Consider the following 26,256-nt stretch of genomic DNA (forward strand, 5'->3'; position numbering starts at 1 on the left):
CGCTGGCTCGCGGGGGGGCGGGTTGCCCCATCGCCATGCGGCCGGCACGACGGATGACCTGATGCATTGGCGCGATCAATCACGTGCCGCGACAGACCGCGCGAGGGACGCGCGGTCCCTTCGCGGGCGTCGCCCTCCTCCCCCGTGCGATGAACCCGGAGGCCGGGGATCTGGGGATCGGGAGCCCCAACCTCAACGGTGACATAGTCCAATCCAGTGGTCCGGTGTACGCCATGCTTCACGGTGCGACGCACCTCATGTCCTGTTGCGCCGGGCTGAAGCTCGACTCCATCGTGGTCATGGGGCGTTCCTGCGTGATCGACCAGGCGTGGATATGATCGGCGCGGACCACGCTGGTCACCTTGGTCTACAGCTCCCCGCGTCAGCGTGGGCGTCAAAACCCGCGATCGGGCCATTTGGATAAGCTGATCCACCAGGGGCCGGGACTGAACACTCGGCACTTTGGGCGGCCAGGCCCACCATGATCCGGGCGAAGACACCGTGTTCGTGGCTGCACTCGGACCAGTGGTGTTTGCCACTCACCTCCAGCGCTTTTACCAGTCGAATGGGGTCTTGGCGGGACCACATTCATTCGGTCCGTCACACCAGCGCAAACCATTGCGATTGATGAAGATTATGCCGCTGAGGACGCGACGATCCTCAACGCGTGGCTTGCCATGGCTTTAAAAAAGAAGGGCTCAAACCGCGCCATCTGCGCCTCGCTCAGCCAGAAAGGGTTGCTCATCGATCAGATCTCCTCGCGGAGCCTAAATCACGCCAACAGCCTGAAATCAATGGCTCTGGAACCTAACTGTCAATAACAGGGTCCTGACTTAGCAGTGGTTGCAGTGGCTGTGATCGCGTTTTCCAAGCTGTCTAGCCAGTAACTCACGCGTTCCGAAGGCCAGCAAGGTGCCTGCGATCTTCCACGGTCGACAACAAGATTGCAGCGACCAAGCCGATACTGGCACCAAGCAGTGTGTCGATTATTCGTTCGGCAATGATGTGCGGACCTGCGCCGTTGGTGGCGGCAAGTTCAGTCATCAATAACGCCATCGGCGTGACAAAGATCTGACCGAAGACATAATTGACACCGATCGTGACCTCTGTGGCGATCTGCAGCAGCATGATTAGCCCGATAAGGAACCATGTCGACGGTTGCTGGCTCAAAAGCGCCCATGCAAGAAGCGCCCCGATCAACGTGCCTGCCATACGCTGCAATGCCCGGTGCAACCTGACATGTAAATGCGCGCCCTGCATAACGGCCAGCGCGCCCATCGCTCCCCATGCCGGATGCGTGGCTCCGGTCTGATGGCAGACAATGATCGCCGCACCGGCCGCGACGCTGGTCCTGCAAGCGGCACCGACATGTTCGCCAATTCTGATAAAGGAAGGGTCGGGGAAGGGATTGCGCGGCAGGGGGTGACGCTGTCTTTCCAAGAGGGCGCAGATCAACAGCGCCAAGGCGGCAACCGCTGCTGTCGCGCAAGCGCGTGCCACGCCATTCTCAAATGTCAGCGGGGCTCGCGACATCGAAGCGCCTGCGGCAAAAATGAAGATAAGCGGGCCGGGCGCGCCAATCCCGGTGATGGTCGTGACGAACAAATAGCCGCCGCAGGCAAGCGCTAAAAGCAACATCTGAAGCGGAAAACTGGCGCCGGCTGCCACGGCCGCCGACATTCCCAAGACTGCCAAGATCTGGCAAAATGAGCAGAGCAGCACAATCCGGTTACGTTCGCCTGGCGGCGCGAAGCGACCGAACAATGCGACCATGGCGCCGAGTGCGGCAAACCCGATCAGTTCGGGCCTTGATGACAGATGAACCAGCGGCAACGCGATCCCGGCGGTTATCGCCGCCTGTCCGCCAGCAAGCAGTGAGTTGCGCAAGGACGGCTGCGGTGCAAGGTGCAGGCTTTCCCGGAGGCGGCTGCGACATACGAGGTCGCGGGCCGCATCGCGCCGCCGCGGCGCATCATCGCTCCGATCGGTTTCGACTGTCCGCATCATCGTCACCAACCTTTCGTGTCATCAGCCGCCAGGCCGTCCAACTGCCGATCCAACCGGTCGATTGCATCAAGCAGTACGGCCAATTCCCCATCGTCCAGCGGCATCAATATCGCTTCTTCTGCGGCTGCAACTTCGCGTCGGATTTGCTCGACATGCGACTTGCCCTCCTGCGACAAGAAGATGAGCCGAAGGCGGCCATCCCGACTGTCACGGCGCCTGTCGATCAGGTTCCGCCTTTCAAGGATGTCCAGAACGCGCACGAGGCTGGAGCTGTCGACGCCCACCAGCGTGGCCAGTTCCTTCTGCGAGATGCCGCCTCCGGTCCGGTGCAGATGAACCAGCGGAATCCACGTCGCATCGGTCAAACCGACTGCCGTCAAACGTGCGTCGAGAAAACGCCGCCAGCGGCGAGCCAAGAGGGAAAAGCGGATGCCGAACAAGGCGCGAGGGTGGTCAGGTTGATGAGACATGCCCCACAAATAGAGGTTTATAGATTGGTTTGCAATTCAATCTACATTTAGACCCTTATGCCATTGACCTGAGCCCCGCATTCTCCTCCGGTTTGAGATAGAATCCGCTTCAAACCGAGGAGACGGAGGATGAAGCGATCGAGGTTCAGCGAGGAGCAGATCATTGCAATGCTGAAGGAGCAGGGTCGACGCACTGCGTCGACGGGCTGCCGTCGCATCCACATCATGCTCGAACGCCAGGGGATCGTGATGAACCTCAAGAAGCTCAGGCGGCTCTACCGCGAGGAGAAGCTTCAGGTGCGCCGCCGGGGCGGCCGCAAGCGCGCCCTTGGCACGCGTCGGCCGATGCTGCTGCCGGATGCGCCGAACATCGGCTGGAGCCTCGACTTCGTCAGCGACGCGCTGACGGACGGACGCCGGTTCCGGGTGCTGGCGGTAGTCGATGACTACAGCCGAGAGTGCTTGGCGCTGGTGGCGGACACGTCACTGTCGGGGCATCGCGTCGTTCGCGAGCTCGACGCCGTGATCGCCCGGCGAGGCCGTCCCGCCATGGTGGTCAGCGACAATGGCACGGAGCTGACCTCGATGGCGGTCCTGTCCTGGTGGCAGCGCACCGGGATCGAATGGCACGACATCGCGCCTGGAAAGCCGATGCATCGAGCCATGTGTTCGCCACCGGTCCGAGGACCATGGCGAGGGGCTTCGTCGAGAGCTTCAGCGGGCGCTTCCGGGACGAGTTGTTGAACGAGACGTTGTTCTCGACCCTCGGCGAGGCCCGGCAGCAGATCCGCTCTTGGCAGGACGATTACAATCACCTCCGCCCGCATTCCGGCCTCGGGAGCATGACCCCGGCCGAGTTTGTGGCAATGAAGGGGCTGGAAATGCGCGCCGCGCAGCCCCAGAAATCAACCCGCGGATTCTCCGAATGGCTGGAGGAGAGACGGGTCTCAGGTCAGCACAGCCGCACTGTCTTTGACGCGCAGGCGCATGGTATGGCGCTCCGCGTGATCGGATCGCTGGTGACCGACCCGCAGATGCGCCGCACTGTCGGCATCACCGAGGCGGAGCTGCGCGCCCTGGAGCAGGACGGCGTCCTGCAGCCCCGGACGCGCCTGCCCGGCGCGCGACTTCGCTGGCTGGAGGCGGATGGCCAGGCGCTCGTTGACGAGCTGAACGCGCTGGCCCACGCGAACCCCGGGACCGCCAAATGGGAAACCGTTCAGAAAGCACAGGCCAACAGCAAAGTCTCCGTGGGACGCATCATCGCCGCCATCCGGGCGCGGCAGATCCGCGTCCATGCCCTGCCAGGCAACACGTCCTATCATGGGATCAAGGTCTGCCGGAACGAATTCGGGGCAATCGAATAGAGACCGCGCCAGATTCATCTGCTGAGAACGTGCAGATGAGGCGGAGCAGAAAATAGAAAGACACCGCGAGACCCCCAAGCTGGTGCCGGATTATCCACAGGATAAAATTTTTGAGAATCATTACCTTACGGTGATTCTTCTATTATGCTGTAAAAACTTCTTGACGCAGGGTGTGCACAGGAATGGGAAAACGTGCACTCTTATGCTTTATCGTCAATTTGACTGTACTGGTGACCCCGACAGGACTTGAACCTGTAACCTGCCCCTTAGGAGGGGGCTGCTCTATCCAGTTGAGCCACGGGGCCGCCTTGCTGACCTTTAACGGGCGCCGCGGGGCTTTGGCAAGCGGCAGCTTGGTTATGGTTGTCGCTGCGCCATGGTTTCGCTAACATCGTCTGACCCATTTGAAGAACCGGTCCCATGATCCCGACACGCCCGCGCCGACCTCTGACCCTTCGTGATGTGTCCGAGGCATCGGGTGTCTCGGAAATGACCGTCAGCCGAGTGCTGCGCAACCGGGGTGACGTGTCGGCGGCGACGCGCGAAAAGGTGCTGACCGCGGCCAAGATGCTGGGATATGTGCCCAACAAGATCGCGGGCGGGCTGGCCAGCCAGCGGGTGAACCTGATCGCAGTCGTCATCCCGTCGCTGTCGAACCTGGTCTTTCCCGACGTGCTGGGCGGCATTTCGGCGGAACTGGACGATACCGGGCTGCAGCCGGTGATCGGCGTCACCAACTATTCCCCCGCACGCGAGGAGATGGTGCTTTACGACATGCTGTCCTGGCGGCCGTCGGGCGTCATCCTGGCAGGGCTGGAACACAGCAAGGCATCACGCGCCATGCTGCAGAACAGCGGCATACCCGTGATCGAGATCATGGATGTGGACGGCGAAGGCATCGATACCCTGGTCGGCATCAGCCATATCCGCGCGGGCCGGGAAATGGCTGATCGCATTCTGGCTGCCGGCTATCGCCGGATCGGATTCGTCGGGACGCATATGCCCGAAGATCACCGTGCGCGCAAACGCCTGCTAGGCTTCGAGGAAGGGCTGGCGCGCGCCGGCGTCCAACTGGAGGCGCGGGAATATTATCAGGGCGGATCGTCCCTGCTGAAGGGGCGCGAATTGACCGATCGGATCCTGACACGCGCGCCGGATCTGGATTTCCTCTATTTCTCAAATGACATGATCGGGGCGGGCGGGCTGCTGCATTGCATCGACAAGGGCTATGACGTGCCGGGCCGGATCGGGCTGGCGGGTTTCAACGGCGTCGATCTGCTGGACGGGTTGCCGATGCGGCTGGCCACGACCGATGCACGGCGCGTCGATATCGGGCGGCGCGCGGCGCGCCTGGTGGCGGGCAAGGATGCGGGCCCCGAGGATCGCATCATCGCGCTGAACCCGACCTTCATCCCCGGCGACACCATCCGCGATCCGCAGTCGCGCCGCCCCCTGGACCGCGACATTCCGGGTTGATCGCGACGGCTTGTGGTAAGGCCCGCACGCCCCTATCTGTCAGCCATGGATATTCCGTTTGTCAGCCGCCTGACGTCCCGCCGGCCGCGTATTGCGGTCATTCGCCTGTCCGGCACCATTGGTGGATCGGGAAGGGGGGGCGGTCTGAACGATGCGGCCCTGGCGCCGATGATCGAACGCGCCTTCCGCAAGGGCAAGCCCGTCGCGGTGGCGCTGATCGTGAATTCGCCCGGCGGATCGCCCGTTCAGTCATCCCTGATCGCCGCCCGTATCCGCCGCCTGGCGGATGAGCGCGACATCCCCGTCCATGCCTTCGTCGAGGATGTGGCCGCGTCGGGCGGGTATTGGCTGGCCTGCGCCGCCGACCAGATCTGGGCGGATGACAGCTCGATCCTGGGATCGATCGGGGTGATCTCGGCCGGGTTCGGTTTCAACCAGCTGATCGAACGATGGGGAATCGAACGGCGCGTCCACACGGCGGGGACGTCGAAATCGACGCTGGACCCGTTCCGCCCCCAGAACCCCGAAGATGTGGCGCGTCTGCATGCCATCCTCGAACCCATCCACGAAGCCTTCAAGGCCCATGTCCGCGACCGCCGCGGCATGCGCCTGGCCGCCGATCGCGACCTGTTCACCGGCGAGTTCTGGGCGGGACGCCAGGCGGTTGACCTGGGGCTGGCGGATGGCATCGCGCATCTGGTGCCCAAGATGAAGGCCCTTTACGGCGACAAGGTGGCCTTTCAAGTCCATGGCATCCGCAAGCCCTTGTTCCGCCGTCTTGGCCTGTCGGCCGAAGCGCTGATCGACGCCGCCGAGGAGCGCGCGGCCTTCCAAAGCTTCGGCACCCGCGGATGAGCATCCGCATCGTTCTTGTCTTTCTGCTGGTCATGGTGGCCATGGCACTTGTTCGCGGTCCGGCCTTTCGCCGGGCGCTGAGAAAATATCTGGGGATCGGACGTCGTGATCGTTGACATCTTGCTGGTGCTGGGCGGACTTGCCCTGCTTGTTCTGGGCGGTGACCTGCTGGTGAAGGGTGCTGTCAACCTGGCGCTGCGGCTGGGGATCACGCCTTTGGTCGTGGGCCTGACCGTGGTGGCCTTCGGAACCTCGGCGCCCGAACTTCTGGTGTCGCTTTCGGCGGCGCTTGGCGGGTCCAGCGGAATTGCCTTGGGCAACGTCGTCGGATCGAACATCGCCAACGTGCTGGTGATCCTGGGCTTTACCGCGCTGGTGTCGGTCGTGACGACCAAGGGTCATGACCTGCGCGAAAGCTGGGCGATGATGATGGGGGCCTCGGTCCTGCTGATCGGGCTGGCGGCGACGGGCCGCATCGGCATGTGGGGCGGCATCGTGCTGCTGCTGGCGCTGGTGGCGGTGCTGTGGCGTCAGCTGTCCACGGGCCGCGTCGACGAAAGTGACGAGATCGAGGGCGCCGAACCGGGCGCCCGCGGCTTGCGCATTGCCATCTGGCTGGGTTTGGGTCTGGTGCTGCTGCCCCTCGGGGCGAACCTGCTGGTGAACGGCGCCACCCAGATCGCGCAGGATTTCGGCATCAGCGACACGGTGATCGGCCTGACGCTGGTGGCGGTGGGGACGTCCTTGCCCGAACTGGCGGCCTCGGTCGCGGCGGCGCTGAAAGGGCGGGCCGACATGGCGCTTGGCAACGTGGTGGGGTCGAACATCTTCAACATCCTGGCGATCCTGGGCATCACTTCGATCGTGTCGCCCCTGCCGATTCCGCCGGAAATGCTGCGCCTTGACCTGTGGGTGATGCTGGCCACCTCGGCCCTGCTGGCGCCGTTTCTGTTCAAGGGCATCGCGCTGACCCGCCCCGTGGGGGGCGCGTTTCTGGCGGGTTACGCCGCCTATGTCTGGGTCCTTCTATGACGGTGGCGCTGGTCACCGGCGCGGCGAAACGGCTGGGTCGGCACATGGCGCTGTACCTGGCCGAGCGCGGTCGTGACGTCGCCATCCACTATGCCGGATCGCAGGAGGACGCCGAACGGACCGCCGCCGATGCCCGCGCCCTTGGCGTGCGGGCGCAGTTGTTCCAGGCCGATCTGCTGGACCCCGATGCCACGGCGGCGCTGGTCCCGCAGGTGGCGCAGGCGATGGGACAGCTGGGCGTGCTGGTCAACAATGCCTCGGTCTTTGACTACGACAACATCCACAGCGCCACGATGCAGGATTGGGACCGCAACATCGGGTCGAACCTGCGCGCGCCCTTCCAGCTGATCCAGGCCTTCGCGGCGCAGGCCCCCAAGGCCCAGCCCGACGAAAACGGCGAACCCCAGGCGCAGGCGCTGGTAGTCAACATGGTCGATCAGCGGGTGCTGAAGCCCACGCCGGAATTCATGACCTATTCGCTGGCCAAGGCGGGGCTGTGGGCGCTGACCCGCACCGCTGCGCAGGCGTTGGCCCCCGATATCCGCGTGAACGCCATCGGCCCCGGCCCGACCCTGATCGGCGCCCGCCAAAGCCAGGCCCATTTCGACGCACAGCGCGCGGGCACGGTGCTGAAGCGCGGGTCGGACCCCGCCGGCATCACCCAGGCGCTTGGCTATTTTCTGGATGCGCGGGCGGTCACGGGCCAACTGATTTGTGTGGACGGAGGGCAACATCTGGCATGGCAGACCCCCGACATCATCGGTCGCGATTAGGGCCGGAACGGGCCGGTCGCTGCATCTTGTCCACGCAACCCGGTCAAGCGCCTATATCTTGCGAATTCGGCATGCCATTTCTATCCACAACCGGCCTGAATAATAATTATCCAGCAAAATCAATGCCCTTTCAGTATGCCTAATTTGTGGGCAAGTTCACGGAACTGTAACGTTTGCTGGCCGACTCGGGCATCCCTCACAGGCGGCCCACAGAATTATCCACAGATTCCGTGGAAAGCTTTCACCTTGCGCCCGCAGCGCGGAACTTGCAGCAGCCCCCCAGAATCACTTTCTTAGCGACATGACCCAAAAAACCGGCCACGCCCTGATCCAGGATTACCTTCGCACACTTGACGGCAGCCCCGGCGTCTATCGGATGCTGGATGCCAGCCAGGCGGTGCTTTACGTCGGCAAGGCCCGCGACCTGAAGGCGCGGGTGTCGAACTATGCCCGGCCCTCGGGGCATTCGGGGCGCATCGCGCGGATGATCCGCGAAACCGCCAGCATGATGTTCCTGACGACGAACACCGAAACCGAGGCGCTGCTGCTTGAACAGAACCTGATCAAGCAGCTGAAGCCGCGCTACAACGTGCTGCTGCGCGACGACAAGTCCTTCCCCAACATCCTGGTGGCCAAGTCGCATGAATACCCGCAGATCAAGAAGCATCGCGGCGCGCGGTCCGAAAAGGGCGATTATTACGGCCCCTTCGCCAGCGCGGGCGCGGTGAACCGTACGCTGACCCAGTTGCAGCGGGTGTTCCTGCTGCGCAACTGCACCGACAGCACGTTCGAATCGCGCACCCGCCCCTGCCTGTTGTTCCAGATCAAGCGCTGCAGCGGTCCCTGCGTGGGTCGGATCAGCGCGCCCGATTACAACGCGCTGGTCAATGATGCGGAACGGTTCCTCCAGGGCAAGTCCACGACCATCCAGGCCGACCTCAAGACCGAGATGGCCGAGGCCGCCGAGGCCATGGAATACGAACGCGCCGCCGCGCTGCGTGACCGGATCAAGGCGCTGACCGCCGTGCAATCGGTGCAGGCCATCAACCCCAAGGGCGTGGCCGAGGCCGACATCATCGCGCTGCATATGGAAGGCGGGCAGGCCTGCGTTCAGGTCTTCTTCATCCGCGGCAATCAAAGCTGGGGCAATCGCGATTTCTATCCGCGCCTTGGCGGGGCCGAAAGCCCGGACGAGGTGATGCAGGCCTTCATCATGCAGTTCTATGATGACAAGCCGCCGCCGCGCCTGATCCTGTTGTCCCACCCGCCCGAAGACCCCGACCTGACCGCCGACGTGCTGTCCGACCGCGCCGGCCGCAAGGTCGAGGTGATGGTCCCGCAGCGCGGCGAGAAATCCGAGCTGGTCACCAATGCCACCCGCAACGCCCGCGAAAGCCTGGCGCGGCGCATGTCCGAAAGCGCCACCCAGATGCGCCTGCTGGAGGGCGTGGCCGAGGCCTTCGACCTGCCGACCACCCCGCGCCGTATCGAGGTCTATGACAACAGCCACATCATGGGCACCAATGCCGTCGGCGGAATGATCGTCGCTGGCCCCGAAGGGTTCATCAAAAGCCAGTACCGCAAGTTCAACATCAAGGGCACGGAGATTACGCCCGGCGACGATTTCGGCATGATGAAGGAGGTCCTGACGCGCCGCTTCGCCCGCCTGCTGAAGGAGGACCCCGACCGCCAGTCGGAGGCCTGGCCCGACCTGCTGCTGATCGACGGTGGCGCCGGACAGGTCAGCGCGGTCCATGAGATCATGGCCGAGATGGGCGTCGAGGACATCGCCATGATCGGCGTCGCCAAGGGCCAGGACCGCGACCACGGCAAGGAGGAATTCCACCGTATCGGCCAGCGCCCCTTCGCCCTGCGCATGAACGACCCGGTGCTCTATTTCCTGCAGCGCCTGCGCGACGAGGCCCATCGTTGGGCCATCGGCACGCATCGCGCCAAGCGCGCCAAATCGGCCATGTCGAACCCCCTGGACGAAATCGCGGGCGTGGGTGCGGCGCGGAAACGCGCGCTGCTGACCCATTTCGGCAGCGCCAAGGCCGTGGGACGGGCAGGGCTGGCCGATCTGCAGGCGGTCGAGGGAATTTCGGCGGCGATGGCGCAGAAGGTCTATGACCATTTCCACGTCAAAGGCTGACCGCACCATCGCGTTATCGGGCGACAAGTTGATGACGGGGCATGCCTTGCCCCTTTCAAACCGGCGCGACACGGACTAGCTTGCGGTCATGCGCTGGACCCTTCCCAATATCCTGACCCTTCTGCGTCTTTGCGCGGCCCCGGCCGTCCCATTGATGTTCCTGTATTTCCAACGCCCTTGGGCGGATTGGGCGGCGCTGACGCTGTTCCTGCTGGCGGCGATCACCGACTGGTTCGACGGCTATCTGGCCCGCGCCTGGAAACAGGAAAGCCGCTTCGGCGCGGCCATGGACCCCATCGCCGACAAGGCCATGGTCGTCATCGCGCTGGTCGTCATCACCGGCTATTCGGGCATGAACCCTTGGCTGATCCTGCCCGTGACCATCATCCTCTTTCGCGAGGTCTTCGTGTCGGGCCTGCGCGAATTTTTAGGCGACAAGTCCCGCAAGCTGGCCGTGACCAATCTGGCCAAGTGGAAGACCACCCTGCAGATGGTTGCCATTGCGGTCCTGTTCCTGGGCACAGGCCTGTCCTATGTCGCCCAAGGCCAGTCGCCGCGCGTCGGCGAGACCGGCATCATCTGGTCGGCCAGCCTTGACGCCTTGGCCACTCATGTGGGCCTGATCCTGATCTGGATCGCGGCCGGGCTGACGGCCTGGACGGGCTGGGATTATTTCATCAAGGCGCTGCCCTATCTTCGGGAACCGGCCAATGACGCTTGAGGTCCTCTATTTCGCTTGGCTGCGCGAACGCGTGGGACAGCCGCGCGAAACCGTCACCACCGATGCGGCGACGGTGCGCGACCTGATCGCCGAATTGAGGGCGCAGTCTGAGGGCCATGCGGCGGCCTTTGCCGACATGGCCTCGCTGCGCTGCGCGGTGGACCAGCAGCTGGCCGATCTGGAGAGCCCCATCGGTTCCGCACGTGAAATCGCCTTCTTCCCCCCGATGACCGGCGGCTGACCCCATGACCGCCCGCGTCCAGACCGCCCCCTTCGACCTTGCCGCCGAAATGGCAGGCTTCGGGCTTCGGGCAGGCGCCCTTGTGACCTTTACCGGCGTGGTGCGTGACGATACCGGCCTGATGGCGGCGCTCGAGATCGAACATTATCCCGGCATGACCGAACGCGCCCTGCAGGATTACGGCATGCAGGCGGCCGCGCGGTTCGATTTGACCGACTGGCGCATCATCCACCGCCATGGGCGCATCCCCGTGGGGGACCCGATCATGATGGTCGCCACCGCGGCCCGACACCGCCACGCGGCCTTTCAGGGCGCGGATTACCTGATGGATTGGCTAAAATCCCGCGCCCCTTTCTGGAAGCGCGAAATCGCCACTGACGGCACCGCCACATGGGTCACTGCAAAATCCAGCGACGAGGATGCGCTGAACCGCTGGTAAATTTCTTCTTTGCCCAAATACCCAAAATCCCGCCCCCTGCCACAAGGAATCCCGCCATCCGTCCCGAATTGCGCCAATGGGTTCGTGACCGGGCCGAGATGCTGGTCTTTGCCGCCGTCTTCCTTCTGGGATTGTATGTCGCGCTGCTGGGCGGCTGGTTCCTGGCGCTGGTCGGCGGCTGCGTCATGGTGATCGGGGGGGTGCTGGCCATCGGTGCATTCCGACGCAGCCCGTTCCGCCGCCCCATCGGCGCCCCCGGCGTGGTCGAGGTCGTCGAAGGCGCCATCCGCTATTACGGCGCGACCGAACGCGGCGGAGAGATCGCCCTGCGCGACCTCTCGGAGATCCGCCTGCTGCGGGTCGAGGGTCGTGCCCATTGGCGGCTGCGCAGCATCAGCGCCGAGGCATTGCTGGTGCCTGCGGATGCCGCAGGGGCTTCGGCGCTGGCGGATGCCTTCACCGCGTTGCCGGGACTGGACATGGGAATGGTCTCCCATGCCTTGGCGCAGGTGGCCGACAAGGATGACGCAATCCGCACCGTTTGGCGGAGGCCGGTCTGAGGCGGCTTGACTCGGCCCGTGACGATTGCCACCTGTGACCCACACGTAAACGCCAGAGAGGCCTCAGACCCATGTCCATTCCACAACAGGGCGGAGGCCCCATCGAACATCGCGACCAGCTGGCGGCCTATATCGCCAGCGGCGAAAAGCCCAAGGACCAGTGGCGGATCGGCACCGAGCATGAGAAGTTCGGCTATGACGATGCCAACAAGCTGCCGCTGCCCTACGAAGGCCGGGCCTCGATCATGGCGATGCTGGAAGGCCTTCGCGACCGGTTCAACTGGACCCCGGTGCTGGAAGCCGGAAACCTGATCGGGCTGGAACGCGACGGTGCCAATGTCAGCCTGGAACCGGGCGGCCAGCTGGAGCTGTCGGGCGCACCCCTGGAAACCATCCATCAGACCTGCGACGAGGTGAACCGCCACCTGGCCGAGGTCGAGGCCGTGGCCGCCGATATCGGCGCGGGCTTCATCGGCCTTGGCGCGGCTCCGATCTGGGGGCAGGATCAGATGCCGATGATGCCCAAGGGCCGCTATCGCCTGATGACCGACTATATGGGTCGCGTGGGCACCTTGGGCACGCAGATGATGTACCGGACCTGCACCGTGCAGGTGAACCTGGATTTCGCATCCGAGGCCGACATGGTCCAGAAGATGCGCGTCGCGCTGGCGCTGCAGCCGGTGGCCACCGCGCTTTTTGCCAATTCGCCCTTCCTGGACGGCAAGCCCAACGGCATGAAATCCTGGCGCGCCCATATCTGGCAGAACCTGGATGCGGCGCGGACCGGCATGCTGCCCTTCGTCTTCGAGGACGGTTTCGGATACGAGGCCTGGGTTGATTACGTCTTGGATGTGCCGATGTATTTCGTCTATCGCGATGGGAAATATATCGACGCGCTTGGCCAGAGCTTCCGCGATTTCCTGAAGGGCCAGCTGCCTGCCCTGCCGGGCGAGGTGCCGACCCTGTCGGATTGGGCCGACCACATGACCACAGTCTTCCCGGAAGCCCGAGTCAAGAAATACATCGAGATGCGCGGTGCCGATGGCGGCCCGTGGCGTCGCCTTTGCGCACTGCCCGCGCTGTGGGTCGGCCTGACCTATGACCAGCAGGCGCTGGATGCGGCGACGGACCTGATCAAGGGCTGGGACGCGGAGACCCGTGAAGGGCTGCGCATCGCTGCAGGTCGCGAGGGATTGCAGGGGCAGGTGGGCAAGATCAACCTGCACGACCTGTCGCGCGAGCTGCTGGCCATCGCCGAGCAGGGCCTGAAGAACCGCGCCCGCCCCGGCAATGACGGCCTGGTCCCCGATGAGACGCATTTCCTGAACGCGCTGAAGGAAAGCGTCGACAGCGGCAAGGTGCCTTCGGATGAGCTGCTGGAGAAGTACCGTGGCGAATGGGCCGGCGATCTGACCCGCATCTATGACGAGTATTCCTACTGACGCGCTGATTGCGTCCCGCGACGGCCGGGGGCGCTGCGCCCCCCGGACCCCCCGCGCGGCCGGTCCGGTGCAGTCGGATGCACGGGAAGGTGAGCGGGGCGCGGCTTGAAACGGCCGCGGCTTGGTGGCACCCGTGGGGTTGATGATCTCAACAGGATATGGGGCAAGGCGATGCGCGCAGATGGGATGCAATGGATTGGGCGGTTGGTCGCCGCAGTCTTCGCGCTTGGTGTCCTGGCGCTGGTGGGCGGGATCGCAGTCCAGTTGAACCAGGCCGAAGGCGTTCCCCCCCTGCCGGTCTTTCTGGGCGTCGTCGGGTTGGCGGTACTGATCCTGATGGCGGGGGCCTGCCTTGCGCTGATCTCGATGGCCTCCTCGGCCCGTCAAGGCGCCGAGGCGCTGCGCCGCATGTCCCTGCGCGGCGGTGAACTGCGCGCCGTCGGTCCCGCAACCGAAGCGCCCGCACCCTTTACACCGACGAATGTCGCCGAGCCGCAGCCGCAACCGGCGTCGGCCAAGCCTGCACCCATCCGGCCCGCCCGGCCCGCAGGACGGTCGCTGGTAGCCGAACGCTGATCCCTATTTGCGGCCGATGCGGGGTTCCGTCCCGGCCATCAGGCGGCGAATATTGGCGTGGTGACGGATGAAGATCAGCGCCGTCATGAAGCAGGTGACGGCGACCAGATCGCCCCGTCCCGTCAACAGCGCCACGACCGGAACGGCCAGCGCCGCGACCAGCGCGCTGAGGCTGCTGATGCGGGTGACGGCCGCTGTTGCAGCCCATGTCGCGCAGGCGATCAGACCGAGGGGCCAGTGCAGCGCCAGCACCGTCCCCAGAAAGGTCGCTACGCCCTTGCCGCCTTTGAAGCCCAGCCAGACGGGAAAGCAATGCCCCAGGAAGGCCGCGCCCCCCGCCAGCATCGCCGCGCCGTCGCCCGCGAAATGACGCACCAGCAGCACCGCGATCGCCCCCTTGCCGCTGTCCAGCAGCAAAGTGGCCAAGGCGGCGGGCTTGTTTCCGGTCCGCAGCACGTTGGTCGCGCCGATATTGCCCGATCCGATCTGGCGCAGATCGCCCAGGCCCAGGGCGCTCGTGATGACAAGGCCGAAGGGCACCGAACCCAGCAGATAGCCGAACAGGGTCCACAGGATCAGGGTCATGTGTTTTCTCCGAAGACGCGGCGGCCCGCCACCCATGTGCCGATCACGCGACCCTGCATGCGGGCGCCGTCGAAGGGCGTGTTCTTGGATTTCGACAAAAGCGCGAAACGGTCCATCAGGAAGGGCGCGTCGGGATCGAACAGGATCAGATCGGCAGGGGCGCCATCGGACAGGCGGCCCGCGGGCAGGCCCAGCCTGCGTGCGGGGTTCAGCGACATGGCGCGGACCAGCTGCGGCAGGGACAGCCCGCCCTGATGATACAGACGCAGCGCGGCGGGCAGCAGGGTCTGCAACCCGACGGCGCCGGGGGCGGCGGCCTCGAAGGGCAGGCGCTTGGATTCCTCGTCCTGCGGGGTGTGGAAGCTGGCGATGACGTCGATCACGCCATCGGCCACGGCCTGCACCATTGCCTGACGGTCGTCCTCGGACCGCAGGGGCGGGGTGAAGCGGAAGAAGGTGCGGTAATCGCCGACGTCGAATTCGTTCAGCGTCAGGTGATGGATCGAGATCCCCGCCGTCACGTCCATCCCCGCCTTGCGCGCCCGTTCCAGCGCCGGCAGCGACGCCGCCGTGGTGATCTGATCGGCATGCCAGCGACAGCCGGTCATGGCCACCAGCGCCAGGTCGCGGTCAAGACCCATCACCTCGGCCATGGGGGACACGGCCGGGATGCCATAGAGCGAGGCGAACTTGCCGCTGGTCGCTGCTGCCCCTGCGGACAGGCCGGCCTCTTGCGGATGGCCGACGATCAGGGCGTTCAACCCGCGCGCATAGGTCATGCAGCGGGTCAGCAGCTTGGTGTCGCGCACCACGCGCACACCATCGGTGAAGGCCACCGCACCCAGATCGGTCAGAAAGCCGATCTCGACCATCTCGCGGCCTTCGCGCGACTTGGTCAGGGCGGCCATGTGGTGGATGTTGACGGGCGCGTCCGCAGCACGGCGGGCGACGAATTCCAGCGCCTCGGGGGTGTCGATGGGGGGCAGGGTGTCGGGGCGGGCGATGATGGTCGTGACGCCGCCAGCGGCTGCGGCCAGACCGGCGCTGCGGAAGCTTTCCTTGTGGCGTTCGCCGGGTTCGCCGATCTTGACGCCCCAGTCGACGATGCCGGGGGCCAGCGCCCGCCCATTGCAGTCGATGACGGTCGCGCCTTCGGGTGCGGCATCGCCCGGCCCGCCGCGTCCGACGATGACGCCATCGCGGACCAGCAGGCTGCCGATGTCGTCGGTCTGGATTTCAGGGTCGATCAGGCGGGCATTGGTGAAGAACTGGTCCATGATCACGCCTCGCCCTCGGCAATGCGGCCGCGTTCGGCGCGCAAGTTTCGTGCCAGCAGGTCCAGCGCCGCCATGCGGACGGCGACGCCCATCTCGACCTGGTCCTGAATGACGCTGCGGTTGATGTCGTCGGCAATGGTGCCGTCGATCTCTACGCCGCGATTCATTGGCCCCGGGTGCATCACGATGGCATCGGGGGCAGCCAGCGCCAGCTTTTCGGCATCCAGACCCCAACGGTGGTAATATTCGCGTTCCGACGGGATGAAGCCCCCGTCCATGCGTTCACGCTGCAGGCGCAGCATCATGACGACATCGGCACCCTTCAGCCCCTCGCGCATGTCCTCGTACAACTCGACCCCCATATCCGCCGCGCCCGAGGGCATCAGCGTTCTGGGCCCGATCAGGCGGATGCGGTTTTCCATCTTGCCCAGCAGGATCAGGTTCGACCGCGCCACGCGGCTGTGTGCAATGTCGCCGCAGATGGCGATGGTCAGGCGGTGCAGCCGGCCCTTGGCGCGGCGGATGGTCAGCGCGTCCAGCAGGGCCTGGGTCGGGTGTTCATGCCGCCCGTCGCCCGCGTTGATGACGGCGCAATTCACCTTTTCAGCCAACAGGTTCACCGCACCGGAATTGGGGTGGCGCACGACCAGCAGGTCGGGCTGCATCGCGTTCAGCGTCAGGGCGGTGTCGATCAGCGTCTCGCCCTTCTTCACCGATGACTGGCTGACGGCCATGTTCATCACATCCGCCCCAAGCCGCTTGCCCGCCAGTTCGAAGCTGGCCTGGGTGCGGGTCGAGTTCTCGAAGAACATGTTGATCTGGGTCATGCCCGCCAGCGCATCGGAATGCTTGACGGTCCTGCGGTTCAGCGCGGCATAGTCCTGGGCAAGGTCCAGCAGCGACACGATCTCGGCGGGTTTGAGATGGTCGATGCCCAGCAGGTGACGGGCGCGAAAGCTCATATTCAGCCTTTCAGTCGGGGGTGGGCGATCTATCGCAGATGGCGGGCCGTGCGGCAAGCGGGCAGGGAATTGCAGGTGGTGCAAAGATCGCTTGCCCGGTTGGCCCCGCGCGGATATTGGCAGAGCCATGCAGATGTCCCGTTATCGCCCCCATATCCTTGCGACGCTGTCGCTTGGCCTGCCGCTGATCGGCAGCCATCTTGCCCGCATGGCCATCGGCGTGGGCGATACAATCATGGTGGGCTGGTACGGGGTTGAACCCCTTGCCGCGCTGATCATCGCGGGGTCGTTCTTCCACATCCTGTTCTTCCTGGGGATGGGCTTCGGGACCGGCGTGATGGGGCTGATCGCCAGCCATATCGCCAGCGGCAACCAGACCGAGGTCCGCCGCGGCGCCCGCATGGCCCTGTGGCTGTCGGCTGGCTTTGCGCTGGCCGTCATGCCGCTGATGTGGTTTTCCGAACCGATTCTGCTGTCGCTGGGCCAGACGCCCATGGTCTCGGCCCTGGCTCAGGATTACCTGCGCATCGCGGGATGGGGCCTGGGGGTCTTGTTGGGCCAGCTGACGCTGAACAGCTATCTGGCGGCGCTGGAACGCACGCAGGTGGTGATGTGGGTGACGCTGGCAGGGCTGCCGCTGAACGTGGCGCTGAACTGGGTGCTGATCTTCGGCAACCTGGGCGCGCCCGAACTGGGCGTGCAGGGCGCGGCCATCGCCAGCCTCAGCGTGCAAATCATCCAGCTGGCGCTGCTGGTTCTCTACGCCCGCTGGCTACCCATCGCGCGGCATTACCACCTGTTCCAGCGCTTCTGGCGCCCCGACTGGCAGGCCATGGCCCAGATCGCCTGCATCGGCTGGCCGATCGGCATCACCATGGTGGCCGAAGGGGGGCTGTTCGTCGCTTCGAACATCATGATGGGCTGGATCGGCATCCCACAGCTGGCCGCCCATGGGATTGCGCTGCAGATCACCTCGATCACCTTCATGGCGCATCTGGGGCTGTCCAATGCCGCCACCGTGCGGGTGGGGCAGGCCAAGGGGCGGGGCGACCGCGCCTGGATGCGCGATGCCGCCATCACCGTCATCTGGATGTCGCTGGTCTTCGCGGCCATCGCCATCTCGATCTATCTGCTGTTCCGGCATCAGCTGGTGCGGATGTATCTGGACCCCGATGACCCGCAGGCGGCGCTGATCGTCACCATCGGCGCCAGCCTGCTGCTCTATGCGGCGCTGTTCCAGCTGACCGACGCGTTCCAGGTCATCGCCCTTGGCTTCCTGCGCGGGGTGCATGACACGAATGTGCCGATGTGGATGGCGGGGTTCAGCTATTGGGGGGTCGGCATGCCGGTCGCCTATCTGCTGGCCTTCCCGTTGGGCTTCGGGCCCGCGGGGCTGTGGCTGGGGCTGTGCGTGGGGCTGACGCTGGCCTCGATCCTGTTGATGTGGCGGTTCTGGCGCGGCCATGCGCGGGGGGACTGGACCCTGCCGCGCGCCGCGGTCTAACCTGCCGCGACACGACCCACCGGAGGATATCATGCGCCCCGTCTTCGTCCAGTTCCGCTGCGAGCCCGGCCGGACCTATCAGGTCGCCGAAGCCATCTATGACCGAGAGATCGTGTCCGAGCTCTATTCCACCTCGGGCGATTACGACCTGATGGCCAAGGTCTACATCCCCGAGGATCAGGATGTGGGCCGCTTCCTGTCGGACAAGCTGTTCGACATTCCCCATATCAGCCGCACCCTGACCACGATGACCTTCCGGGCCTTCTGACCCCCCTTGCGGGTCGGGGCGGGTTGCGGGCATCAATCAACCATGATCCGATTTGCCACCATCCCCGCCTCACTGCCCGCGACCGTTCCCTTCGTCGGCCCTGAAACGCTTGAACGCCAGCGCGGTAAGCCCTTCGGCGCGCGCCTGGGCGCGAATGAAAACGGCTTCGGCCCCAGCCTCCGCGCCATTCAAGCTATGCAGGATGCCGCAACGCAGGTCTGGAAATACGGCGACGCGCCCAGCCACGACCTGCGCCACGCCCTGGCGGCCCGGTTGGGTGCCGCGCCCGAAAATATCGTCATCGGCGAAGGCATCGACGGGCTGCTGGGCGTGCTGGTCCGGCTGATGATCGCGCCGGGCGACGCGGTCGTGACATCCGAAGGGGCCTATCCGACTTTCAACTATCACGTGACGGGCTATGCGGGTGTGCTGCACAAGGCACCCTATCGCGACGACCGCGAAGACCCGCAGGCGCTGATCGACCTGGCCCACCGGACGGGCGCGCGGATGGTCTATCTGGCCAATCCCGACAACCCGATGGGCAGCTGGCATTCGGGTCCCACGATCGCCGCGATGCTGGATGCGCTGCCCCGCGACTGCCTGCTGGTCTTGGACGAGGCCTACGTGGAATTTGCCCCCCGCGACGCCATCCCCGACATCGCCCCCAACGATCCTCGCGTCATTCGCATGCGGACCTTCAGCAAGGCTTACGGCCTGGCGGGCGCACGCATCGGCTATGCCATCGGCGCGCCGGACCTGATCGCGGGCTTCGACCGCATCCGCAACCATTTCGGTGTGAACAGCATCGCACAGGCGGGCGCCTTGGCAGCCCTTGCCGATACCGATTGGCTGACCCATGTGCAGGATCAGGTGGCGACTGCGCGCGACCGCATCGGCCAGATCGCCCGCCAGAACGGGCTGACGGCACTGCCCTCGGCGACCAATTTCGTGGCGGTGGATACCGGCCGCGACGGCAGTTACGCTGCAAATCTGGTCAAGGCATTGCAGGACCGCGGCGTCTTCATCCGCATGCCGGGAGTCGCGCCCCTGAACCGCTGCATCCGCATCAGCTGCGGCCCCGCCCAGGAACTGGACCTGATGTCGGTGGTCCTGCCAAAGGCGCTGGACGACCTGAAAGCCGGCTAGCCCTTCTCTTTTGTCCCAATACCCCCGCCGGAGGCACCTGTCATCAAGACGGGCGCCCCGCAAAAGAGGTTGTGATCACATCGCCGCCAGCTGGTCCAGCGCCGCAGCCAGCCGCGCGATGTCGTCTTCCAGCGCCGCCAGCTTGGCGCGGGTTTCCTCGATCACCTCGGCTTCGGCATTCTCGGCGAATTTGGGGTTCGACAGACGCTTGCGCAGCCCTTCAGCATCCTTCACCGATTTCGTCTGCGACTTCTGCAGGCGTGCGGTCTCGGCCGCCACGTCGATCACGTCGCCGATCGGCAGCGCGAAACTGGCCCCTTGGGCCGACACGGCGATCATGCCCTTGCCTGCCTCGCCATCGACCGGCGTGTTGACCCTCGCCAAGCGTTCAATCAGCGGGCCATTGGCTTGCAAGGCTGCTCGGGCGGCGGCGTCGGCCTCGGTCACGACCAGGTCCAGCTTCGCCCCCGCGGGAACGCCCATCTGCGACCGGGCGGACCGCACGGCCTCGATCAGGGCGATGACCCAGTTCATCTGGCAGTCCGCATCCGCGTCGATCAGATCGGCCCCCAGTTCGGGCCAGTCGCCGTGGACCAGCATGCCTTTGCGGTCGCCGGTCAGCGCCCACAGCTCTTCGGTGACAAAGGGCATGATCGGGTGCAGCATCAGATAGCACTGATCCAGCACCCAGCCCATCGTGGCACGCGTTTCCTCGGCATGTTCGCCGTCGAACAGCGGCTTGGCAAATTCCACATACCAGTCGCAGACCTTGCCCCAGACAAAGGCGTAAAGCCCCGTCGCCGCATCGTTGAAGCGATAGGATGCCAGCGCCTCGTCGGTTGCCATCAGTATGCGGGCGGTCTCGCCGATGATCCAGCGGTTCACGGTGTGGCTGGGCGCGGGGCGGGCCGCGCCGCCGCGCACGCCGTTCATTTCCGCGAAACGTGTGGCGTTCCAGATCTTGGTGACGAAGTTGCGGTTCACCTCGACATGCTTCGGGCCCAGCTTGGGGTCGCGGCCCATCGCCGCCATGCCGGTCAGGGTAAAGCGCAGCGCGTCGGCGCCGAAATCATCGACCAGGGTCAGCGGGTCGATGACATTGCCCTTGGACTTGGACATCTTGGCGCCCTTTTCGTCGCGCACCAGACCGTGGACATAGACGGTGTGGAAGGGAATGTCCTTCACCACCTCCAGCTGCATCATCATCATGCGGGCGACCCAGAAGAAGATAATGTCGAAACCGGTGACCAGCACGTCGGTCGGGAAATACTTCTTCAGCGCCTCGGTCGGCTCGGGCCAGCCGAGTGTGCCGATGGGCCACAATCCGCTGCTGAACCAGGTGTCCAGCACGTCGGGGTCGCGGGTCAGCACCTTGCCCGGCGCCTTGGCCTGCGCCTCGGCCTCAGTGGGCGCGCAATACTGGTTGCCGTCCTCGTCGTACCAGACGGGGATCTGGTGGCCCCACCACAGCTGGCGCGAGATGGTCCAGGGCTCGATGTTCTCCAGCCAGTTGAAATAGACCTTCTTGTGCTGTTCGGGCAGGATCTGCGTGCGACCCGACCACACGGCGTCCAGCGCGGGGCCGACGATGCGTTGGGTGTCGACGAACCACTGGTCGGTCAGCATCGGTTCGATCACCACGCCCGAACGGTCGCCGAAGGGCTGCATGATCGGTTTGTTGTCGATGACCGGGCGGCGTTCCAGATGCTCGGCCCCGGTTTCCTTGTCGATTTCCTTGTGCAGATAGGTCACGGCCAGACCGTCGCCGGTGATCTGGTCGATGACGCGCTTGCGGGCCTCGAACCGGTCCAACCCGCGCAGGTCGTCGGGCACAAGGTTCACTGCCGTTACGTCGCCCACATCCTCGCCGCGCGCCGCGCGCGATGCGATGGCGGCGCTTTCGGCATAGGACAGCCCGTCGCTGCGCATCGCGCCCTTGGTGTCCAGCAGCGCATACATGGGGATGCCGTTGCGCTGCGCCACGCCGTAATCGTTGAAATCATGCGCGCCGGTGATCTTGACCGCGCCCGATCCGAAATCGGGGTCGGGGTATTCGTCGGTGATGATCGGGATCAGGCGGCGCTGTTCCTTGGGACCGACGGGGATCTCGACCAGCTTGCCGACGATGGGGGCGTAACGCGCATCGTCCGGATGCACGGCCACCGCGCCGTCGCCCAGCATGGTTTCGGGGCGGGTCGTGGCGATGCTGATATAGTCGCGCGTTTCGCGCAGGGTGACGGTGCCATCCTCGTCACGTTCGACGTATTCATAGGTCTCGCCGCCCGCCAGCGGATACTTGAAATGCCACATGTGGCCGGGGGTCTCGCGGTTCTCGACCTCCAAGTCGCTGATCGCGGTCTCGAAATGCGGGTCCCAGTTCACCAGCCGCTTGCCGCGATAGATGATGCCCTTGTCATAAAGGTCCACGAAGACCCGGATCACCGCATCGTGGAAATTGCCCTCCTGACCGGCAGGCGCGCCCGGCGCACCCGACATGGTGAAGGCATTGCGCGACCAGTCGCAGGATGCGCCAAGGCGCTTCAGCTGGTTGATGATCGTGTCGCCCGATTCCTGCTTCCAGGCCCAGATCTTTTCAACGAAGGCCTCGCGGCCGATCTCGCGTCGACCCGGTTCGCCGCGCTGCGCCATCTGCCGTTCCACGACCATCTGGGTCGCGATGCCCGCGTGGTCCTGACCGGGCTGCCACAGCGTGTCGAAACCGCGCATCCGGTGCCAGCGGACAAGGATATCCTGCAGCGTGTTGTTGAAGGCGTGGCCGATATGCAGGCTGCCGGTGACGTTGGGGGGCGGGATCATCACCGTGAAGGTTTCACTGCGCTTGGCATTGGCCCCTGCCGCGAAGGCATTCGTCCGTTCCCATTCGGCGCTGATCCGGGCCTCGGCGGCCTTGGCGTCAAAGCTTTTGTCCATCGTCATCGTCGCGATCCCCTTTGTTGAGGGTGGATTAGCGAATGCGGGGCGAAAGGCCAAGTCCAACCCATCCTGCAGGTCGCGCGAAATCCGGCCGCCCGGCACCTGCAACTGTTGATTTCGGGCAACCACCGTGATTGTCATCGTCACATCTGCGCCAAGGCGCGTTTCGGGCTTTGCAAGAACGGGTCCGGAACCTTAAGGCGCGACCTAGGGTTTTGAATCACTGATCCGCAACTGCCTGCCTGTGCGAAAGGAACCGCAATGGGACAACAGAAGACCGTCTGGGACAATCCGGCGGATGTCATTCGCCATCTTGCCCCGGAACATCCGGTCATGGTCTTCGCGCCGACGGTTCTGCAGGACCGCGCGCGGCAATTCATCGACGGCTTTCCGGGCCTGGTGACCTATGCGGTCAAGTCGAACCCCGACGAGGTTGTCATCCAGAACCTGGTCGCGGCCGGCATCAAGGGCTTTGACGTGGCGTCCCCGTTCGAGATCGACCTGATCGGCCGCATGGCCCCCGATGCCGCGCGCCATTACCACAACCCCGTGCGCGGTCGTTCGGAAATCGCCCATGCGGTGCAGCAGGGCATCACGTCCTGGTCGGTGGACAGCCGGTCCGAGCTGGACAAGCTGTTCGACCAGCTGCCGACCCATGTCGAGGGGCAGGGGGTCGAGATCTCGCCCCGGTTCAAGCTGCCGGTACTGGGGGCAGCCTATGATTTCGGGTCAAAGTTCGGCGCCAGCCCGGAACTGGCCGCCGAGCTGCTGTCCGAGGTGGCGCGCCGCGGTTATGTCGCGTCGCTGACCTTCCATCCTGGCACGCAATGTACCGACCCGATCGCCTGGGAAAGCTATATCCGCGTCGCGAAAGACATTTGCGACCAGGCCGGGGTGCGGGCCGTGCGCCTGAACGTGGGCGGCGGCTTCCCCTCGCACCGCGTGGTGGGGGTGGAGCCCGATCTGGCCTCGATCTTCCAGGAAATCGGCGACACCACGACCGAGATGTTCGGCAATGACGCCCCCGCGCTGGTCTGCGAACCGGGTCGCGGGCTCTGCGCCGATGCGTTTTCGCTGATCACCCGCGTCAAGGGCATCCGCGACGGCGGCGACGTCTTCCTGAACGACGGCGTCTATGGCGGTTTGGCCGAACTGCCGATCATCGGCAATATCGACCGGATCGAGGTGCTGGATCCGCAGGGCAATCCGCGCGGGGCCGATGCCTCGGGGCGGGTCATCTTCGGCCCGACCTGCGACAGCGTCGACCGACTGCCGGGCGAACTGGGCCTGCCTGCCGATACGCAGGAAGGCGATTACGTCATCTTCCACGGCGCCGGTGCCTATTCGACCGTCACCAACACCCGCTTCAACGGTTTTGGGGCCATGACGCGCGCGACCGTGATGCGACTGTCCTGACATTTGCTTAATGCCCCCATGCTAGGCTTGGGGGCATGAGCACGATTCGCCCCGCCACGACCCATATCCTGCTGATGGACGGCACCTTCGCCTCGCTGGCCGAGGGACGGCGCAGTTCCATCGGCCGCATCCACCGCCTGCTGACCGGCCAGCTGGGCCTGCCCGCCATCGGGGGGCGCAGCCGCATCCATTACGTGATGGGCCAGCAGTGGAATCACTGGCGCACTCTGCATGAACTGGCGATGGGGACCACGCTGGAATCGCGCATCACCCGGGCCTATGGCTGGCTTGCCACCGCCTATCAGCCCGGTGACCGGATCTTTCTGATCGGATATTCGCGGGGCGCCTTTTCCGTGCGCAGCCTTGCCGGCATGATCGGGCGGCTTGGCCTGCTGACGCCCTATCACGCGACCGAACGCAATATCCGTCTGGCCTGTCGATTCTATCAGCGCGGCGCGTCCGACAAGGCGCTGTTGGCCTTTGGGCGGCGATGCCATCCGGCCGCGCCGATCCGCATGGTCGGCTGTTTCGACACGGTCATGGCGCTTGGCATCCGTCTGCCACTGTTGTGGATGCTGACCGAGCCGCGCTTCCGCTTTCACAACGCCCATCTGGGCGAGGGGATCGAACATGCCTTCCAGGCGCTGGCGTTGGACGAAACCCGCGCCGCCTTCGCGCCGATGCTGTGGGATGACGACCATGCCGCCGGGCGGATCGAACAGATGTGGTTCCACGGCGCCCATCCCGATATCGGCGGCCAGCTGTCGGGTTTCGAATTTGCGCGACCGCTGGCGAACATTCCCCTGACCTGGATGCTGGAGCGGGCCGAAAGCGTGGGGCTGGATCTGCCGGTCGGCTGGCGGGGGCTGTTCGCCTGCGATGCGGACGCGCCCGCCATCGGGTCGTGGCGGAACTGGGGCAAGGCGTTCCTGGCCCGCACGCCGCGCCTGGTCGGCCGCTATCGGACCGAGGCGCTGCATCAGACCGTGCCGCTGCCCTATCGCGGACCCGCGCAGCTGGTCGACCATCTGGCACCCACGTCAGGCGTGGCGCCGGTTCCGGTCCGGCACGACCATCTGCCCCATGACATCAGGCCCGCCCGCTGAGAACGGGCCGGGATATCCTTCAGGCGACGGCTTCCAGCCCGCCCTTGGGGCGGATGCCAAGCGCGGCGCAGACATCGCGGGTCAATTCCGGGCGGTTCAGCGTATAGAAATGCAGCCGGTCCACGCCGCCCGCGATCAGCTTTTCGCACAGATCGACGCAGATGCCGGTGGCCAGCTGGCGTTCGGCCTCCGGTCCGTCCAGCGCGGCCAGATCAAAGGCCTCGTGCGCCCAATCGGGGACCGTGGTGTTGCACATCGCGGCAAAGCGCTTGGTGCCCGCCCAGCTTTGGACCGGCAGGATGCCCGGCACGATGGGCGCATCGATGCCGGCCGCCGCGCATTTGTCGCGGAAGCGGAAGAAGGTGTCGGGGTCGAAGAAGAACTGGGTGATGGCGCTGCTGGCCCCTGCCTGGATCTTGCGCTTCAGCCAGGCCACGTCGGCATCGGTATCGGCGCTGTCGGGATGGGGTTCGGGATAGGCGCCGCAGCGGATGGTCATGTCGCCGCGCGCCGCGATCGCCTCGATCAGCTCGACCGAATTGGCAAAGCCGTCGGCATGGGCGCTGAAGCCGTCGCTGCCTTTCGGGGCATCGCCACGCAGGGCCACGATCTCGCGGATGCCGGCATCGGCGTAATCCTGGACGATCTTCATCGTCTCTTCGCGGGTGGCCTCGACGCAGGTCAGGTGCGCCGCGACGTTCAGGCCGAACTGGCGGTTGATGGTGGTAACGGCCTCGTGGGTCAGCTTGCGGGTGGTGCCGCCCGCGCCATAGGTGACGGACACGTATTCCGGCCCCAAGGGCGCCAGCGCCTGCGCGGTTTCCCACAGCCGGAACGAGGCATCCAGCGTCTTGGGCGGGAAGAACTCGAAGCTGATCTTGGGGGTCTGGCGGCTCATGTCGGTATCCTTTCGGTTCGCAGGACTTGTGCCACGATGCAGCGCGTGA

Annotated in this window: 23 protein-coding genes, 1 tRNA gene and 2 pseudogenes; 17 read left to right on the plus strand and 9 right to left on the minus strand. The window is 65.1% G+C overall.

The genetic code is table 11. The features are described from left to right. Positions 1-453: 453 nt before the first annotated feature. The 3 genes and pseudogenes from DKT70_RS09075 to DKT70_RS09085 form a co-directional block, all read right to left on the minus strand. A pseudogene (locus tag DKT70_RS09075) lies at positions 454-745 on the minus strand (transposase); the annotation flags it as partial. A gap of 143 nt (positions 746-888) precedes the next feature. After that, entirely contained in the window at positions 889-1,887 is a 999-nt protein-coding gene (locus DKT70_RS09080) for an FUSC family protein (protein ID WP_233490506.1), read from the minus strand. Positions 1,888-2,009: 122 nt separating this feature from the next. After that, positions 2,010-2,447 (minus strand): MarR family winged helix-turn-helix transcriptional regulator, encoded by a 438-nt coding sequence (locus tag DKT70_RS09085; RefSeq protein ID WP_233490507.1) that lies wholly within the window; start codon positions 2,445-2,447, stop codon positions 2,010-2,012. A gap of 201 nt (positions 2,448-2,648) precedes the next feature. Between DKT70_RS09085 and DKT70_RS09090 the strand changes: the two are divergent. After that, a pseudogene (locus DKT70_RS09090) lies at positions 2,649-3,337 on the plus strand (IS3 family transposase); the annotation flags it as partial. A 735-nt stretch (positions 3,338-4,072) separates the two neighbouring features. On the opposite strand, the gene DKT70_RS09100 reads toward DKT70_RS09090, so the two are convergent. Continuing rightward, positions 4,073-4,149 (minus strand) — tRNA-Arg (locus DKT70_RS09100). Positions 4,150-4,264: 115 nt separating this feature from the next. Here DKT70_RS09100 and DKT70_RS09105 point away from each other — a divergent pair. The 11 genes from DKT70_RS09105 to DKT70_RS09155 all read left to right on the plus strand — a co-directional run bounded on the left by DKT70_RS09105 (position 4,265) and on the right by DKT70_RS09155 (position 14,111). Next, on the plus strand, positions 4,265-5,320 hold the full coding sequence (locus DKT70_RS09105; protein ID WP_111558851.1) for a LacI family DNA-binding transcriptional regulator: 1,056 nt from the start codon (positions 4,265-4,267) through the stop codon (positions 5,318-5,320). A 45-nt stretch (positions 5,321-5,365) separates the two neighbouring features. Further along, entirely contained in the window at positions 5,366-6,175 is an 810-nt protein-coding gene (locus DKT70_RS09110; protein WP_111558852.1) for a S49 family peptidase, read from the plus strand. 105 nt (positions 6,176-6,280) lie between these two features. Continuing rightward, positions 6,281-7,207, plus strand: a complete 927-nt coding sequence (locus DKT70_RS09115; protein ID WP_233490508.1) for a calcium/sodium antiporter — start codon at positions 6,281-6,283, stop codon at positions 7,205-7,207. Continuing rightward, complete coding sequence (locus DKT70_RS09120) at positions 7,204-7,980, plus strand: SDR family oxidoreductase (RefSeq protein ID WP_111558853.1); 777 nt, start codon at positions 7,204-7,206, stop codon at positions 7,978-7,980. Before DKT70_RS09115 ends, DKT70_RS09120 begins: the two co-directional genes overlap by 4 nt. 301 nt (positions 7,981-8,281) lie before the next feature. Then, positions 8,282-10,132, plus strand: a complete 1,851-nt coding sequence (gene uvrC, locus DKT70_RS09125; RefSeq protein ID WP_111558854.1) for an excinuclease ABC subunit UvrC — start codon at positions 8,282-8,284, stop codon at positions 10,130-10,132. Positions 10,133-10,220: 88 nt separating this feature from the next. Then, positions 10,221-10,853: a CDP-diacylglycerol--glycerol-3-phosphate 3-phosphatidyltransferase gene (gene pgsA, locus DKT70_RS09130; RefSeq protein ID WP_111558855.1), complete on the plus strand. Its 633-nt coding sequence runs from the start codon at positions 10,221-10,223 to the stop codon at positions 10,851-10,853. Beyond that, entirely contained in the window at positions 10,843-11,094 is a 252-nt protein-coding gene (gene moaD, locus DKT70_RS09135) for a molybdopterin converting factor subunit 1 (protein WP_111558856.1), read from the plus strand. Before pgsA ends, moaD begins: the two co-directional genes overlap by 11 nt. 4 nt (positions 11,095-11,098) lie before the next feature. Then, positions 11,099-11,533, plus strand: coding sequence for a molybdenum cofactor biosynthesis protein MoaE (locus DKT70_RS09140; RefSeq protein ID WP_111558857.1), 435 nt, complete (start codon positions 11,099-11,101; stop codon positions 11,531-11,533). Between the two features lie 68 nt (positions 11,534-11,601). Beyond that, positions 11,602-12,093 (plus strand): hypothetical protein, encoded by a 492-nt coding sequence (locus tag DKT70_RS09145; RefSeq protein WP_233490509.1) that lies wholly within the window; start codon positions 11,602-11,604, stop codon positions 12,091-12,093. Positions 12,094-12,164: 71 nt separating this feature from the next. Beyond that, positions 12,165-13,535 (plus strand): glutamate--cysteine ligase, encoded by a 1,371-nt coding sequence (locus DKT70_RS09150; protein WP_111558858.1) that lies wholly within the window; start codon positions 12,165-12,167, stop codon positions 13,533-13,535. Between the two features lie 204 nt (positions 13,536-13,739). Next, positions 13,740-14,111: a hypothetical protein gene (locus DKT70_RS09155; protein WP_146612612.1), complete on the plus strand. Its 372-nt coding sequence runs from the start codon at positions 13,740-13,742 to the stop codon at positions 14,109-14,111. A 3-nt stretch (positions 14,112-14,114) separates the two neighbouring features. Here DKT70_RS09155 and plsY read toward each other — a convergent pair whose 3' ends face one another. The 3 genes from plsY to DKT70_RS09170 are packed head-to-tail and all read right to left on the minus strand — an operon-like array spanning position 14,115 to position 16,935. Next, a complete protein-coding gene (plsY, locus tag DKT70_RS09160; protein WP_111558860.1) occupies positions 14,115-14,696 on the minus strand; it encodes a glycerol-3-phosphate 1-O-acyltransferase PlsY in 582 nt (193 codons plus the stop codon). Beyond that, positions 14,693-15,973: a dihydroorotase gene (gene pyrC, locus DKT70_RS09165; RefSeq protein ID WP_111558861.1), complete on the minus strand. Its 1,281-nt coding sequence runs from the start codon at positions 15,971-15,973 to the stop codon at positions 14,693-14,695. The genes plsY and pyrC overlap by 4 nt, the downstream gene beginning before the upstream one ends. A gap of 2 nt (positions 15,974-15,975) precedes the next feature. Next, positions 15,976-16,935, minus strand: a complete 960-nt coding sequence (locus tag DKT70_RS09170; protein ID WP_111558862.1) for an aspartate carbamoyltransferase catalytic subunit — start codon at positions 16,933-16,935, stop codon at positions 15,976-15,978. 127 nt (positions 16,936-17,062) lie between these two features. On the opposite strand from DKT70_RS09170, the gene DKT70_RS09175 reads away from it, so the two are divergent. Genes DKT70_RS09175 through DKT70_RS09185 form a run of 3 tightly spaced genes read left to right on the plus strand, consistent with a single transcriptional unit; the run spans position 17,063 to position 19,853 of the window. Then, positions 17,063-18,439: an MATE family efflux transporter gene (locus DKT70_RS09175; RefSeq protein WP_111558863.1), complete on the plus strand. Its 1,377-nt coding sequence runs from the start codon at positions 17,063-17,065 to the stop codon at positions 18,437-18,439. Between the two features lie 31 nt (positions 18,440-18,470). Next, on the plus strand, positions 18,471-18,707 hold the full coding sequence (locus DKT70_RS09180) for an Lrp/AsnC ligand binding domain-containing protein (protein WP_072296492.1): 237 nt from the start codon (positions 18,471-18,473) through the stop codon (positions 18,705-18,707). 42 nt (positions 18,708-18,749) lie between these two features. Continuing rightward, positions 18,750-19,853, plus strand: a complete 1,104-nt coding sequence (locus DKT70_RS09185; RefSeq protein ID WP_111558864.1) for a pyridoxal phosphate-dependent aminotransferase — start codon at positions 18,750-18,752, stop codon at positions 19,851-19,853. 75 nt (positions 19,854-19,928) lie between these two features. Here DKT70_RS09185 and DKT70_RS09190 read toward each other — a convergent pair whose 3' ends face one another. Beyond that, positions 19,929-22,790: a valine--tRNA ligase gene (locus tag DKT70_RS09190; RefSeq protein ID WP_111558865.1), complete on the minus strand. Its 2,862-nt coding sequence runs from the start codon at positions 22,788-22,790 to the stop codon at positions 19,929-19,931. Between the two features lie 258 nt (positions 22,791-23,048). Here DKT70_RS09190 and DKT70_RS09195 point away from each other — a divergent pair, with 258 nt between their 5' ends. Further along, positions 23,049-24,203 (plus strand): type III PLP-dependent enzyme, encoded by a 1,155-nt coding sequence (locus DKT70_RS09195; RefSeq protein ID WP_111558866.1) that lies wholly within the window; start codon positions 23,049-23,051, stop codon positions 24,201-24,203. A 35-nt stretch (positions 24,204-24,238) separates the two neighbouring features. Beyond that, positions 24,239-25,309, plus strand: a complete 1,071-nt coding sequence (locus tag DKT70_RS09200) for a DUF2235 domain-containing protein (protein ID WP_111558867.1) — start codon at positions 24,239-24,241, stop codon at positions 25,307-25,309. Between the two features lie 19 nt (positions 25,310-25,328). On the opposite strand, the gene metF is transcribed toward DKT70_RS09200, so the two are convergent. Further along, the gene (gene metF, locus DKT70_RS09205) at positions 25,329-26,207 is read right to left on the minus strand and encodes a methylenetetrahydrofolate reductase [NAD(P)H] (protein WP_111558868.1); all 879 of its coding nucleotides are present in this window, start codon (positions 26,205-26,207) and stop codon (positions 25,329-25,331) included. Positions 26,208-26,256 lie beyond the last annotated feature (49 nt).

The sequence above is a fragment of the Paracoccus sediminilitoris genome, from assembly GCF_003259195.1.
Lineage (GTDB): Bacteria > Pseudomonadota > Alphaproteobacteria > Rhodobacterales > Rhodobacteraceae > Paracoccus > Paracoccus sediminilitoris.

What these genes read in the sequence shown, in the direction of transcription:
- pgsA (WP_111558855.1), top strand. Translation starts at nt 10,221, where the DNA reads ATGCGCTGGACCCTTCCCAATATCCTGACCCTTCTGCGTCTTTGCGCG.
- DKT70_RS09185 (WP_111558864.1), top strand. Translation starts at nt 18,750, where the DNA reads ATGATCCGATTTGCCACCATCCCCGCCTCACTGCCCGCGACCGTTCCC.
- DKT70_RS09175 (WP_111558863.1), top strand. Translation starts at nt 17,063, where the DNA reads ATGCAGATGTCCCGTTATCGCCCCCATATCCTTGCGACGCTGTCGCTT.
- pyrC (WP_111558861.1), bottom strand. Translation starts at nt 15,973, where the DNA reads ATGGACCAGTTCTTCACCAATGCCCGCCTGATCGACCCTGAAATCCAG.
- DKT70_RS09180 (WP_072296492.1), top strand. Translation starts at nt 18,471, where the DNA reads ATGCGCCCCGTCTTCGTCCAGTTCCGCTGCGAGCCCGGCCGGACCTAT.
- DKT70_RS09170 (WP_111558862.1), bottom strand. Translation starts at nt 16,935, where the DNA reads ATGAGCTTTCGCGCCCGTCACCTGCTGGGCATCGACCATCTCAAACCC.
- metF (WP_111558868.1), bottom strand. Translation starts at nt 26,207, where the DNA reads ATGAGCCGCCAGACCCCCAAGATCAGCTTCGAGTTCTTCCCGCCCAAG.
- DKT70_RS09200 (WP_111558867.1), top strand. Translation starts at nt 24,239, where the DNA reads ATGAGCACGATTCGCCCCGCCACGACCCATATCCTGCTGATGGACGGC.
- moaD (WP_111558856.1), top strand. Translation starts at nt 10,843, where the DNA reads ATGACGCTTGAGGTCCTCTATTTCGCTTGGCTGCGCGAACGCGTGGGA.
- uvrC (WP_111558854.1), top strand. Translation starts at nt 8,282, where the DNA reads ATGACCCAAAAAACCGGCCACGCCCTGATCCAGGATTACCTTCGCACA.
- DKT70_RS09120 (WP_111558853.1), top strand. Translation starts at nt 7,204, where the DNA reads ATGACGGTGGCGCTGGTCACCGGCGCGGCGAAACGGCTGGGTCGGCAC.
- DKT70_RS09190 (WP_111558865.1), bottom strand. Translation starts at nt 22,790, where the DNA reads ATGACGATGGACAAAAGCTTTGACGCCAAGGCCGCCGAGGCCCGGATC.
- DKT70_RS09110 (WP_111558852.1), top strand. Translation starts at nt 5,366, where the DNA reads ATGGATATTCCGTTTGTCAGCCGCCTGACGTCCCGCCGGCCGCGTATT.
- plsY (WP_111558860.1), bottom strand. Translation starts at nt 14,696, where the DNA reads ATGACCCTGATCCTGTGGACCCTGTTCGGCTATCTGCTGGGTTCGGTG.
- DKT70_RS09195 (WP_111558866.1), top strand. Translation starts at nt 23,049, where the DNA reads ATGGGACAACAGAAGACCGTCTGGGACAATCCGGCGGATGTCATTCGC.
- DKT70_RS09105 (WP_111558851.1), top strand. Translation starts at nt 4,265, where the DNA reads ATGATCCCGACACGCCCGCGCCGACCTCTGACCCTTCGTGATGTGTCC.
- DKT70_RS09140 (WP_111558857.1), top strand. Translation starts at nt 11,099, where the DNA reads ATGACCGCCCGCGTCCAGACCGCCCCCTTCGACCTTGCCGCCGAAATG.
- DKT70_RS09150 (WP_111558858.1), top strand. Translation starts at nt 12,165, where the DNA reads ATGTCCATTCCACAACAGGGCGGAGGCCCCATCGAACATCGCGACCAG.